This window comes from Streptomyces sp. NPDC008079 (assembly GCF_042957385.1).
GTDB lineage: Bacteria > Actinomycetota > Actinomycetes > Streptomycetales > Streptomycetaceae > Actinacidiphila.
The window spans coordinates 36020-48676 of record NZ_JBIBIC010000007.1 but is presented as its reverse complement, the minus strand read 5'-3'; the positions used below and the strand labels follow the sequence as shown (position 1 = coordinate 48676).

Below are 12657 nucleotides of genomic sequence, written 5' to 3'. Positions count from 1 at the left end.
GCACGGTATCTGTGATGGCACGGCACATCTTCCTCTGCCCGCTGCGCTGGGCGGACATGGACGCCTTCGGGCACGTCAACAACGTGGTCTTCCTGCGGTATCTGGAAGAGGCGCGGATCGACTTCATGTTCCGGCTGGCGCCGGGCGAGGGAAGCGTGTCGTTCACCGGCGGGTCCGTCGTGGCCCGCCACGAGATCGACTACCTGCGTCCGCTGGTGCACCGGCACGAGCCGGTCACCGTCGAGACGTGGGTCTCGGACATCAGCGCGGCGTCGCTGACCGTCCACTACGAGGTCAAGGACGGCGAGACGGTGTACGTGCGGGCCTCCACGGTCGTCGTCCCGTACAACCTCGCCGCCGGACGGCCGCGGCGGATCACCGCCGAGGAGAAGCTGTTCCTCCAGCGGTATCTGGACGGGGCCGTCACCGTATGACCGCTCCCGCGCGGTCGACGCTGACGCTGGCGCGAGCGGGGGAGGCGGCCGATCTGGCCGCCTTCCTCGGCCGGCTGATCCGCTGGGACAAGGCGGCGGTCGTACGGCTCAGGTCCGCCGAAGGGGAGGCCGCCCTCGGGGTCTTCGGCCACCCGCCCTTCGGGGGCGTCCTCGCGGTCCGCACCGCGGCGCTGGCCGAGGACGGGGTCGGGGCGGCGATCGACGCGACCGTGTCGGCCGGGCAGCTCCTCGACGCCGTGCCTCCTCCGGAGGGGGGCGAGTTGGTGCTGCCCGGGTCCGTCACCGGCCCCTCCTGGGCCGGGCTGCTGCCGCCGCGCGGCGGCTGGCTGCGGGTCACCGAGGTTGACGGTGACGCCGTGCGGGCGGCTGCCGCCCGTGTGATCGGGGAATTCCGTACGCGTACGGAGGAGTTGGGCGAGGCCGGGCGTACGCGGGCCGGACTCGACGCGCTCGCCGAGGAGTTGTGGGCTCGGCCGCTTCCCGGTACCGGCTTGCCCTTGCGGGCGGTGCACGCCGCCCATGCCCTCGGGTTTCTGCGGGGGGCCGAGGACGCCGTGCTTCTGTCGGCCGGGCCCTGGCTGCGGCTGCGCACGGCGCTCGGTTCCGTGGCCGTACGCGCTGCCGCGCCGGCCTCCGGTCTGACCGTCACCCCGGCCTAGGGCCTGTCCGTCTCTTTTCCCACCCGCCCACCCGTGCAGATGCTTCCACCCCTGCGGGTGCCCCCCCCGTGCACCCTCCCGCCGTCGGCGGGTGCCGTGCCGCGTTCGGCCCCAGGGTGCTCGTCGTCGCGGGTGCGGGCGTGGGTGGCCGTCAGCCGTCCTGGGGCTCCTCCGTCCGCTGAGGGGGTTGGGAGGGGTCGGGCCAGAGGGAGATGTGGTCGGGTTCGAGTTCGAGGAGGACGCGGGAGCGGATGGAGAGGGAGTCGGTGTAGTCGCGGGGGAGTTGGAGGCGGCCGGCGCGGTCGACGGTGGCGTATTCGCGGGCCACGACGGACTCCTGGCCGTGTTCGTCGACCTCGGTGTGGCGGACGACCTCGGATGCGGTGCGGCCGTCGCGGATGGCGACGGTGCGGCGGACGGCGTTGGCGACGGCGTGGTCGTGGGTGACGACGACGACCGTGGTGCCCAACTCCTCGTTGGCGGTGCGGAAAGAGGCGAAGACCTGCTCGGCGGTGGCGGAGTCGAGTTCGCCGGTGGGCTCGTCGGCGAGGACGACGGACGGGCTGTTGGCCAGGGCGACGGCGATGGCGGCGCGCTGCTGCTCGCCGCCGGACATCCGGCCGGGGTGCCGGTCGTGGCAGTAGCCGACGCCGAGCATGCCGAGCAGTTCGGTGGCCCGCGCGGTGCGCTGCCGCTTCGTGCGCAGCCCGTCGGTGCGGCCGGCGAGCTGCATCGGCAGGACGACGTTCTGCGCGGCCGTGAGGTACGGCAGCAGATTGCGGCCGGTCTGCTGCCAGACGAACCCCACCACCTCCCTGCGGTACCGCAGCCGCGACGCGGCGTCCATCGCCAGCAGGTCGTAGCCGCCGACGGACGCGGCGCCCGCGGTCGGCACGTCGAGCCCGGCCAGGATGTTGAGCAGCGTGGACTTCCCGCTGCCCGACGCGCCGACCAGGGCCATCAACTCGCCCTTCCCGACGAGCAGATCGAGCCCCTGGAGAGCCTGCACCTCCACCCCGTCCGCGGTGAAGATCCGCACCAGCCGGTCGCAACTGATCAGCGCGTCCTTGCCGTACGCGGGCCGCTCCCGCCGCTCGGCGACCGCCCGCTCCAGATCCGCGAGACTGCTGACGGGAGCGCGGTCAGGTCCCGTCACCGGACCCGGCACCGCTCCGCGCACCTCGCCGCCCGCTTCGCCCGTCATACCCGGTCCCCCACTCTCAACTCCGCGCTCTCCCGCCGCCGTCCGCTCACCCACACCTGGATCAGCAGCACCGCACAGGCCAGTATCAGCAGCCCCGCCGACGGCAGGGCAAGGGACCACGGATCGGCCCGCAGGCCGAGCCCGAAGTCGGCCGGTTCCACGCCCTGTTCGCCGCCGCCGAAGGTGAGCGCCCGCAGATCGACGCCCGGTCCGAGCAGCGGGACCACCGCCAGGCCCACCAGGACACCGCCGACGGCGGCGAGCAGCGCCTGCGGCAGCATCTCCAGCAGGACCAGCCGCCGCGACTGCCGCTGCGTCATGCCCATGGTGCGCAACCTGGCCAGCAGCGTGGCCCGTTGCGGCGCGGCCTGGAGCAGCGACAGCAGCAGGGCCAGCGCGCTGAAGGCGGCGCCCGCCGCGACCGCCGCCAGATAGATCGAGCGCGCGCCGCGCTGCAAGGGGAAGTCGCCCAGCCGGGACCGCTGTTCGCCGCGCGTCAGCACCGTCACGAAGGACGCGGGCTCCTTGGCGACCGCGCGCAGCGCCCCGCCGTCGATGTGACTGCCCGGCGCGTTCATCGCCAGCAGCACCGTAGGACCGCTGTACTGGCTGTACGCGGCCAGGTCCGGGTGTCTGGCGGCCAGTTGCGCCGCGGAGACGATCACGAACTCGGCGCCGGGCGCGGCCGGGGTGCTGGTCAGGACGGCCGCGGTCCTGACGGTGACGGCGCCGACGGCGGCGTCCACCCGGGCCGTTCCGTCGCCGAGCAGCGAGGCGAGGCCGGGGCTGAGCACGGCGGGCAGCGTCCCCCGCCCCGGATCGTGGCCGAACGCCTGCGCGGGGAAGGCGGGCAGCCCGATGTCGTGGGTCAGCCGCGCGTACGCGGCCGGGTCGACGATCACCAGCGAGTAGGACAGGCCGAAGGGCGCGGTCGGGCTGTTCGGCTCGACGCGGGCGGTGACGACCCGGCCGACGCCGGGCACCTTCTTCCGTACCTCGTCGGGCAGTTGGCGGGGGAGCCCGAAGCGGGAGTCGACCCGCGCGTCCGCGCCGACCAGGACGCTCGCCGCCCGGTCCCTGCCGTGGTCGATACCGGCCAGCACCGAGCCGCCGAAGGACGCCACGGTCAGGGCCACCAGCAGCGCCAGCAGCGGCAGTTGGCTGGTGGCGGGGGAGCGGCCCGCGCGGGCCAGGCCCAGATGGGTGACCGCGCCGGGCAGCCGGGCCGCGGGGCGCGCCAACAGCCGTAGCGGCAGCGGATACAGGCGCAGCAGCACCAGCGCCGCCGCGACGGCGACCAGCACGGGGGCCGCCGCCAGATACGGGTCGCCGCCGCTGTCGGTCCCGCGCCGCCGCAGGGTCAGTACGGCCCCCACGACCAGGACGGTGACGGTCAGTTCCGCGACCAGTCTGCGGCGCGACGGCCGGGCAGCGGTGACGTCCTCGCGGCCCGCCGCGCGTGGCCGCCGGGCCGCCGCCACGGCCCGGACCGGCAGCGCCAGCGCGGCGACCGCGGTGACCGCCGCGCCCAGCAGCAGCGACGTGCCGTAGCGCGAGGTCGGCAGCGCCAGCAGCGCCAGGGCGACGCCCAGGGCGCCGCCCGGCACGGCGGCGGCCGTCGTCTCGCCGAGCAGCCGCCGGAAGACGCCGCGCAGGGCGGCGCCGCGCGAGCGCAGCAACGCGATCTCACCGCGCCGCCGCTCGGCGGCGAGGCCGCCCGCCATCAGCAGCACCGCGAACGCCGTCGTGCCGACGCCGACCGCCGCGATCAGCACCAGCGGCGACACCGCCCGCCGGTCGTCGGAGTAGTCGTCCAGCACGGTGCCGAGGCCGCCGGTGAGCCGGATGTCGGGGTCGGTGGCCTGTTGCAGGGCCACCGAGTCGGGTCCGGCGTTGAAGGACGCCAACTGCCTTTGCAGCGCGGGCACATCGTGCGCGGCCAGGCCGTCGGTGGCCAGCGGGTGGTGCCAGTACCGGGTCACCAGCGTGCCCAGCAGTGGCATCGAGCGCGCGGCCGTACGGTCGACGAGCAGCGAGAAGTGCCAGTACGTCTTGGGCTCGCTGCCCGGCGGGGTCGGCGGCGCGGACAGCTGCGGGGTCAGCAGGTCGCTGTTCTCGGTCCAGAAGTCGTCGGCGGGGTCACGGGGCGCGACGATGCCCGAGATCCGGACGGTCAGCGCGGTCGGGGTGCGGCCGTGCAGGTGCACGGTCTGACCGACCGTGAGACGCATGACCTCGGCGGTGCGTACGGTGACGGCGGCCTCGACCGACAGCGGCGCCGGAACGCCCCCGTCCGGCGCGGGAGCCGGCAGCCGCCCGGCGACCAGGCGCCCGTGCCCGGCCAGTCCCGCCTGCGCCACCAGGCTGGCGGCCGGGAAGAGTTCGGAGGTACGGGGCAGCCCCTGGTCGGGCACCGGCGCCTCCGAGGCGCGCACCCCGATGACGGACCGGTCCTTCCGCAGCCGCAGCGGCGGCTTCGCCATCCGCTGGAAGACCGTCTCCACATGGTCGACGGCGGTGGGGTCCAGCAGCTCGGTCGTCGTGAACTCTGGCCTGTAGGGGCCGGTCAGGCTGACACCGCGGTCGAGCGGCGCCGCGTCCCGGACGGCCTGCCGCAGCGCGGTGTCCTCGTAGCGGTCGACCGCGCGGGGGAGCGCCGCGGCGAGGAAGGCGGTGACCAGGACCAGGACGGCCGTCGCGAGCGCGGCGGCGGGCGCGGACCGCAGCCTGACCCGTACCCAGGAGGTGTCCACGCGCGCGCCACCGTCAGCACCGGGCACCGGCGTGCCGGCAGAAGCCCGCCCCGAAGCCCGGGCCGAGGACCGTTCCCGAGCCCGCCGCCCCGAAGCCCGGTCCGAAGACCGGTCCGGAACCCGCCGCCCCGAAGCCCGGTCCGAGGACCGTTCCCGAGCCCGGTCCGGAGCCCGCCGCCCCGAGGCCCGCTCCGAAGAACCCCCCGACGCGCCCTCCGAAATACCCCCGCCCTCACGCGAGTTGTCGTCCGGCATCTCAGTCCTCCCCCTGCCGCCGCAGCGCCGCCGCCGGATCGCCGCGGCGCACCGCGGTGGCGAGGACGACGACCAGCGGCGCGATCAGGACGACGCCCAGCAGTTCGGCCAGCGGCCCCGCGGGCATCTCGACCAGCAGATCGGGGACGGGCCGGGCGGCCTGCGAAGTGAGCACGACCAGCGGGGTGATCAGCCGGGTCAGCAGCGCGCCCAGCACCACGCCCACGACGAGCGAGATCAGCACGAGCGTCCCCTGTTCCGCGGCGATCATCCGGGCCAACTGGCGGCGCGGGGTGCCCAGGGCACGCAGCACCGCGAATTCGCCGTTGCGCTCCCTGATCGCGCCGACCGCGCTGACCGCGAAGCCGACCGCGGCCAGTACGGCCGCGGCGATCACCGCGGCGGGCAGCGCCGACTGCGGTCCCGCGCCCAGCGGATCGGCCCGCAGATCCGCCGCGGTCTCGTCCCGTACGAGCACCACGTCGACGTCGGTTCGGGCGCGCAACGCGGCGGCGACCCGCGCGGTCGTGCCGGGCCCGGTGGCCAGCCACCACTCGGTGGGCTCCATGGAACGCGCGTCCTGCGACTCCAACAGCCGGTTGACGGACCGGAGATCGAGCAGCAGGGCGCCCGCGTCCAGGTCCTCACGGCTCTGCGCGTCCTGCGCACCGTCCGCGGCGGCGGCGCTCCGGTCCGCCGTGCCGGGGATCGCGCGGACGGCGGCCGTGACGCGGGCGACGATGTCCACACCGTTGAGCTGGAGCCGCACGGTGCCGCCGACCTTCGCGCCGACCGCCTTGAGGTACGAGTCGGTGGCGACGGCCGGGAGTTCGGGCGGCACGAGCGATTCGACGCGCGTGCGTACGGTGGCGGTCGGCGGCGCCTGCCAGCTGTCCGGGACCACCTCCGTGGAACCGGTGGCGTACTCCAGGCCGAATAGCGCGGGGCCGGCCAGCACGGGCGGTTCGGCGGACGGCGGCACCGCACCGGGATCGCCCGCCAGGCTCGGGTCGTCGAAGTCCGCGCGCGCGTCCCACGAAGCGGCGCCCCGCCCCGTACCGGTACCCGCCGCGCTCAGCGCCTCGCCGCCGCCGTCCGGCCCGACGACCCGCGCGGAGGAGATCGTCAGTCGGTGCGTCTCTTTCACGCCCGGCAGCGAGAAGACGGTGTCGATCCGGGTCAGCCGCAGCGGTCCCGCAGGCCCGCCGCCCGCCGTGCCCGCCGCAGAGGCCAGGTCCAGGGTGAGCCGGTGCGGGGCGCCGTCCGGCGGCAGATCGCCCAGCTCGAACTCGTACACCACACCCGTGGCGTCCGTCAGCGCGGCGGTCAGGTGGTCGGGGCCGTTGGCGGACGCCATCGGGCGGCCGTGCCGGTCCACCGCCCGCAGTGAGGCGGTGAACTCCACCCGGCGCGCGTCACCGGGGACGGCGAACCCGCCCGAATCCCCAGCAGCCCGGCCCGAATCCCCTGCGTTCCCGGCGGCCCGGCCCGAATCCCCGCCACTCCCCGCGGCCCCGCCCTTCCCCCCCGCCCTCAGCGGCGCGAGCAGCTCCGCGACCGGCCGCCCCGCCGTGAGGTCGGAGCGGAACCGCATCGCCCTGCCCGCCTGCTCGGTGTCGATGGCCAGGACCGTCGCGTGCCGCTGCTGGGTCAGCAGCACCTCGTCGCGGGCCGCGGGGGCCACCGCCGTGATGCCCGGCACCTTCGCGTAGATCCCGGCCTGCCCGAACGGCGGGGTCGTCATCCCGGTGACCCTGATGTCGGAGCCGACGGTGAAGTCCGCCTGGTCGCGCTGCGAACGGTCCCAGCTCGCGCCCTGCCCGATCGCGAACATCCCCATCGCCACGGCCAGCACCAGCAGCAGCACCGCGCTCGCGCCGCGCCGCGGACGGCGGGCGAACTGCCAGCCCGCCAGGGCCGGCGCGAGCCCGCGACCGCGCGCCGCGCGCCGCTCACCGAGCCCGGCCGCCAGCGGCAGCAGCCGCAGCACCAGCACCGTGCCCGCCAGCAGGCACAGCGCGGGCGCGGCCACCAGGACCGGGTCCACGCCGAGACCGCCCGCGCCGTCGGCGCTCAGCACGCCGCCGCCGGACGCCCGGCGCTGCAACTGCCAGTACGCGACCCCGGCGACCACCAGCAGCCCGACGTCCGCCCCGGCCTGGAGGGCGCCCGGCAGCGCGCCCCGCCGGGACCGCGCCGCGCGCTCGGCCGTGAAGGAGCCGCCGCCGCGCACCGCGGGCACGATCACCGCGAAGGCGCAGGCCAGCGCCGCGCACACGGCCACGAGCCAGGCCGCGCCGCCACTGCCGCCGCCGAGCGTGACGCCGGTACGGGCCAGCGCGCCGGTCCCCGCCAGGAGCCGCGTGACGGGACCGGCGAGCAGCGGCGCGATCAGCGCGGCGGGCACCGCCAGCAGCAGCGCCTCCCCGGCCGCCAGCCGGGCCACCCGCGAGCGGGAGCCGCCGCGGGCCCGCAGCAGCGCGGTCTCCCCGGCCCGCTCCTCGGCCAGCAGTTGCGCGACCAGCAGCAGCGCGAAGCCCGCCAGGATGACGAGCTGGAGCGCGCCGATCAGCAGCGTCGAACGGGTCACCAGCAGGCTGCGGCGCAGCCCGTCGAGCAGTGTCGGCAGCTCGCTCGACACCTGCGCGGAGCCGGTCGGCTTCGCGTCATGGAGGTCGGCGACGGCCGCTTTCGCGCTGCGCTCCAGCGCGTCCATCCGGCCCACGCCCACGCCGCCGAAGTCCGCCGTGCCCTGCCAGGACATCTCGGCGGGCGCCACCCGCCCCGAGCCGAAGGTGCCGCCGTCCACGAGCATCGGCCCGTACGTGGTGAACGACAGCGTGTGGATGCCGCGTCCGCGCAGCGGGTCCAGATGCCAGTACGGCGCGGCGGGGTCGGCGGGGCGGTAGAGGCCGGTCACGCGGATGCGCAGCGGCGGCCCGCCGAGCCGGTCGGTGAGCGTGAGGACGCTGCCGGTGCGCACGGTGAGCGCCTGGGCCGCGACCACCGGCATGGCGACCCGTACCTCGGCGGAGCCCTTGGCCGCGGGCGTCGGCCAGGCGCCCTCGGTGATCGTGACGCGCGAGCGGTCGAAGGTGGCCAGCAGCGTCAGATCCGGGTCCCCGCCCTTCGGCGACCCGGCGGGGCGCAGCGCGAACGGCAGCCCGTACGGGCCCGACCTGGTGCTCGACCTGACCGTGGCCGGGAGCCCGTCGAAGGCGTCGGGCACGATGCGCCGTACGGCCGAATCCAGCCCGTCCCGCGTCGGCCCGGTGACCGATGCCTGCACCTCGACCGTCGACCGGTCCGCGGCCTGGTGCTGGAGGGTGCGGCGCAGCGCCGCGTCGCCGATCGCGCCGGTGAAGGCGGTGAAGGTGGCCAGCACGGAGGTGGTGAGGACCACCGTGAGCAGCGCGGCGGCGAGCAGCAACCGGTGCGCGCGGACGCGCAGCAGCACGAAACCGGTCACCGGCGAGCCCCCGTCCTGTCGCTGACCGGATGGTCTCAAAGGGGGAGGGCGTGGTGAACGGTGCCGGAGGTTGTCGGAATACGATCGTGACCGACCGTTGAGCGGACGATTCTCCTCCGCTCAGGGCCGTTTTCAGCCGGGGGTGTTGACCATCGACGCGGCGGCGTACGTCAGGTAGTCCCACAACTGCTGTTCGTGCGCGGGTTCAAGGCCCAACTCGTCGACCGCCGCCCGCATATGGCGCAGCCACGCGTCGTGCGCCGCCTTGTTCACCTCGAAGGGCGCGTGCCGCATCCGCAGCCGCGGGTGGCCGCGCTCGTCGCTGTACGTACGGGGACCGCCCCAGTACTGCATGAGGAAGAGCCGCAGCCGGTCCTCCGCCGGGCCGAGATCCTCCTCGGGGTACATCGCCCGCAGTTCGGGATCCCCCGCCACCCCCTGATAGAAGACGTGCACCAGACGGCGGAAGGTTTCCTCGCCGCCGACCAGCTCGTAGAACGTCTGCTGCTGCACCGTGCCGCGCGGGATCTCATTCACACCCCCATGGTCGCAGAAGGACCGGCCGAGTACCGGAGTCGTAGGACCGGGCCCGCGGGCGCACGATGGAGGCATGGCCGACACAGACGCGGAAGCGGGCACGGAGGGTACGGACACGGGCGCGGACGGTACGACCTCGGATACGGATACAGGCGCGGATACAGCTACGGATACGGGTACGGGCGCGGCCGGGCGGTACCGGGCCGCGGCCTCCGCGCTGCGCACCCGCATGGTCCGCCGCATCGTCGCGGGCGGCGGCCTCACCGACCCGGCCTGGCGGGCCGCCTTCGCCGAGGTGCCGCGCCACCTGTTCGTACCCGACTACCAGCGCTCGGCGCACGGCGGCGGGCAGGACCGGCTCACCGCCGCCGACCCCGACCCGCGCCACCGGCTGCGCTGGCTCGCGGGCAGCTACGCCGACCGGCCGATCGCCACCGACGTGGTGGACGGCGAACTGCTCTCCTCCAGCAGCCAGCCCTCGCTGATGGCCCTGATGTGCGAAGCGCTCGACGTGGCGGACGGCCACCGCGTCCTGGAGATCGGCGCCGGAACCGGCTACAACGCGGCGCTGCTGGCCCACCGGCTCGGCCCCGACGCCGTCACCACCATCGACCTGGACGAGCGGATCACCGCCGCCGCCCGCGCGCACCTGGCCGCGTACGGCACACCCGCCGCCCGCTCCGTCACCGTCGTCACCGGCGACGGCGCGCTCGGCCACCCGGCCGGCGCCCCGTACGACCGGGTGATCGCGACCTGCGAACTGCCCGCGATCCCGGCGGCCTGGCTCGCCCAGTGCCGGCCGGGCGCCCGGATCCTCGCGCCCCTCGGGACCGGGCTGATCGCGCTCACCGTGCGGAGCGCCACCGAGGCCGAAGGGCACTTCCTGGCCACCCCGGCCTTCTTCGTCCCGCTGCGCGGCCCCTCCACGACGGCCCCTGCGCCCGCCGCCGACGACGCGGCGCAGGCGGTACGGGCCACCCGCACACCGCCGCGGATCATCGGCAACGACCTCTTCCGCTTCCTGCTCACCCTCGTCGCGGGCCCGCTGGACCTCACCTGGTCGCCCGGGACCGGCACCGCCCGGCTGCTGGCCACCGACGGCTCCACCGCCCGCGTCACCGCCGACGGCACGACCCGCGTCAGCGGCCCCCGCGACCTGTGGGCGCTCGCCGAGTCCGCGCACGTCGTCTTCCGCGACCTCGGCCACCCGGCCAGGTCCCGCTTCGGCCTCACCGTCGACGGCCCCCGCCAGTGGACCTGGCTGGACGACCCGGCGGGCCCGTACCGCTGGCCGCTGTGAGCCGCGGCGGCCGGAGAAGCCCCCGGCCGCTGTGAGCCGCGGCGGCCGGAAAAGCCCCCCGCCGCTGTGAGCCGCGGCGGCCGAGAAGCCCTCAGCCGGACAGCGGCTCCCAGACCGCCGCGTCGTGCGCGAACAGAATCCGCCGCGGGTCGTACGCCAGCAGCCGCTCCACCCACGGGTCGGGCTCGGGCAGCGGCGCTCCCGCACCGCCGGCGGCGGCCAGGACCGCGCCCTGCGCGGCGGCGAAGTCGGACGCCGAGGTGTGCGTCTGACCGGCCAGGATCACCGTCCCGTCCGGCCTGCGGATCACCAGCGACTGGTGACCGACCGTGTGACCAGGCGTCGGCAGAATCCACAGCCCCGGACGGATCTCCACTTCACCGGTCAGCTCCTCGTAGCGGGCGCCGGGGAAGCCGACCAGATGCTCGGGCGTGTGGCCGCCGCCGCGCGCCACCGCCAGCTCGGCGTCCTGCACCAGCACCGGAGTGCCGGGGAAGAGCGGATTGCCGCCGATGTGGTCGAAGTGCAGATGGCAGTTGACCACCAGCGCGATGTCCGCGGTCGTCACCCCCGCCGCGGCGAGCGCGTCGGGCAGCGGACGGCGGTACGGGCGGTAGTGCGCGTCCGTCTCGGGGTCCGCGGTGCCGATCCCGGTGTCGAAGAGCAGGAGTTCGCCGTCGTGCTCGACCAGATAGCCGAGCGCGGGCTCCACCCGCGGCTTCCCGTCGGCGGTCTCGGAGCCCGGCCGGACGAACCGGCCCAGGTCGAGGCGGCGCAGGGCCGCTCCCGTACCGGACACGCGCGTCACGCCCGGCGGAGGGTGATCGTCGTCCACGCCCCCACGTGGACCCGGTCGCCCTCGAAGAGCGGGATCGGGGTGTACGGGCGGATCGCGTCCTCGCTCAGGTTGACCGTGGTGCCGTTGGTGGAGTCCTGGTCGACCACCGCCCAGGAGCCGTCCGGCTGCTGGACCAGCACCGCGTGCTGGTGGGAGACGCCCGGGTCCCCGGGGGGGCGGGACAGGTCGATGTCGGGGGCCTCACCGGTGCTCTGGCGGCGCCGTCCGATGGTGATCTGGTTGCCGATCAGGGGCAGTTGGATCTCCGGCGAGAACGCGGGGAAGTACAGGCCCTCCGCGTCCGGGCCGCTGCGGGCCATCATCGCGGTGAAGTACTCCCGGTCCGCGCCGATCACCGCGACCCACGCCGTACCGGCGGACGCCGCGGGCGGCTCGTGGCCGGACCCGGGGGAGACCGAGGGCCCGGACTGCTCACCGGACAGATACGGGTTCTGGAACGGAGGCGCCGCCGGCGAGGACGGCGCGTGCTCGGGGCCGCCGCCCTCGATCGGGCGGCGCGTGGCGGACGCGGGCGGAGCCGCCGACGCCTCGGTGGGCGTCGGCCGCGCGGCGGGCGGCTGCTCGGCGGAGACCTCCGGCTCCGCCACCGGAGCCGGACCCGTCCCCACCGCCTTCACCTGCGAGGACGGCGGGTCCAGCAGGAAGTCCCCGGAACCCGACGTCACCGACTGCGACGGCAGCGGCTCCGCCGGCCGGTTCACCTGCGAGGGGCGGGACCGCTGCGAGCCGTAGTCCGGATACGGCGGGAAACCGGACGCCGTCGGCGGCGGAACGGGCGGGGCGGGCGGCGCGACGAAGGTGGTGGAGGTGTGCGTCTGGAAGTTGAAACGGCACTCCTCGCAGAACAGCGCCATCCCCTCCCGCGGCGTCCCGCACTGCGGGCACACCTCCGGCGCCGCCGGCCCGTCCGGCTCGTAGCCGCGCGACGACGCCCCCGGCGAGGTCGACACCGGCGAACTGGACGCGGACGCGGACGCGGACGCCGACGAGGACGGCGGCCGGGTCCCGTACGAGGACGACGGCACGGCGATCCGCATCCCGCAGACCTCGCACCAGTCGTCGGTCCCGGACTGATGGCCGTTCGGACAAGTCGGCATGGTGCTGGCTCCCCCTCCGCCCGCCGGGGGCGGGGTCACAATCCGTGCGAGCTGCTGACGGTTACGTCC

The 12657-nt window shown here is 75.5% G+C and carries 9 protein-coding genes; 3 read left to right on the top strand and 6 right to left on the bottom strand.

The window, feature by feature from the left end; all coding sequences use genetic code 11:
• The first annotated feature begins 14 nt into the window (after positions 1–14).
• Both ACFZAM_RS16990 and ACFZAM_RS16985 read left to right on the top strand, forming a co-directional pair.
• A complete protein-coding gene (locus ACFZAM_RS16990; protein WP_355337139.1) occupies positions 15–434 on the top strand; it encodes a thioesterase family protein in 420 nt (139 codons plus the stop codon).
• The gene (locus tag ACFZAM_RS16985) at positions 431–1114 is read left to right on the top strand and encodes a hypothetical protein (protein WP_355337141.1); all 684 of its coding nucleotides are present in this window, start codon (positions 431–433) and stop codon (positions 1112–1114) included. Before ACFZAM_RS16990 ends, ACFZAM_RS16985 begins: the two co-directional genes overlap by 4 nt.
• A gap of 151 nt (positions 1115–1265) precedes the next feature.
• Here the strand turns inward: ACFZAM_RS16985 and ACFZAM_RS16980 are convergent, their stop codons facing one another.
• The 4 genes from ACFZAM_RS16980 to ACFZAM_RS16965 form a co-directional block, all read right to left on the bottom strand.
• Complete coding sequence (locus tag ACFZAM_RS16980) at positions 1266–2318, bottom strand: ATP-binding cassette domain-containing protein (protein ID WP_391046781.1); 1053 nt, start codon at positions 2316–2318, stop codon at positions 1266–1268.
• A complete protein-coding gene (locus ACFZAM_RS16975; protein WP_391046778.1) occupies positions 2315–5071 on the bottom strand; it encodes an FtsX-like permease family protein in 2757 nt (918 codons plus the stop codon). Before ACFZAM_RS16975 ends, ACFZAM_RS16980 begins: the two co-directional genes overlap by 4 nt.
• Positions 5072–5327: 256 nt before the next feature.
• A complete protein-coding gene (locus ACFZAM_RS16970; RefSeq protein ID WP_391046775.1) occupies positions 5328–8795 on the bottom strand; it encodes an FtsX-like permease family protein in 3468 nt (1155 codons plus the stop codon).
• Positions 8796–8927: 132 nt separating this feature from the next.
• The gene (locus ACFZAM_RS16965) at positions 8928–9332 is read right to left on the bottom strand and encodes a globin (protein ID WP_355337149.1); all 405 of its coding nucleotides are present in this window, start codon (positions 9330–9332) and stop codon (positions 8928–8930) included.
• A 73-nt stretch (positions 9333–9405) separates the two neighbouring features.
• Between ACFZAM_RS16965 and ACFZAM_RS16960 the strand changes: the two genes are divergently transcribed.
• The gene (locus ACFZAM_RS16960) at positions 9406–10632 is read left to right on the top strand and encodes a methyltransferase domain-containing protein (protein ID WP_391046772.1); all 1227 of its coding nucleotides are present in this window, start codon (positions 9406–9408) and stop codon (positions 10630–10632) included.
• A gap of 91 nt (positions 10633–10723) precedes the next feature.
• Here ACFZAM_RS16960 and ACFZAM_RS16955 read toward each other — a convergent pair whose 3' ends face one another.
• Complete coding sequence (locus ACFZAM_RS16955) at positions 10724–11440, bottom strand: MBL fold metallo-hydrolase (protein ID WP_391046769.1); 717 nt, start codon at positions 11438–11440, stop codon at positions 10724–10726.
• A complete protein-coding gene (locus ACFZAM_RS16950; protein ID WP_391046766.1) occupies positions 11437–12588 on the bottom strand; it encodes an FHA domain-containing protein in 1152 nt (383 codons plus the stop codon). Before ACFZAM_RS16950 ends, ACFZAM_RS16955 begins: the two co-directional genes overlap by 4 nt.
• Positions 12589–12657 lie beyond the last annotated feature (69 nt).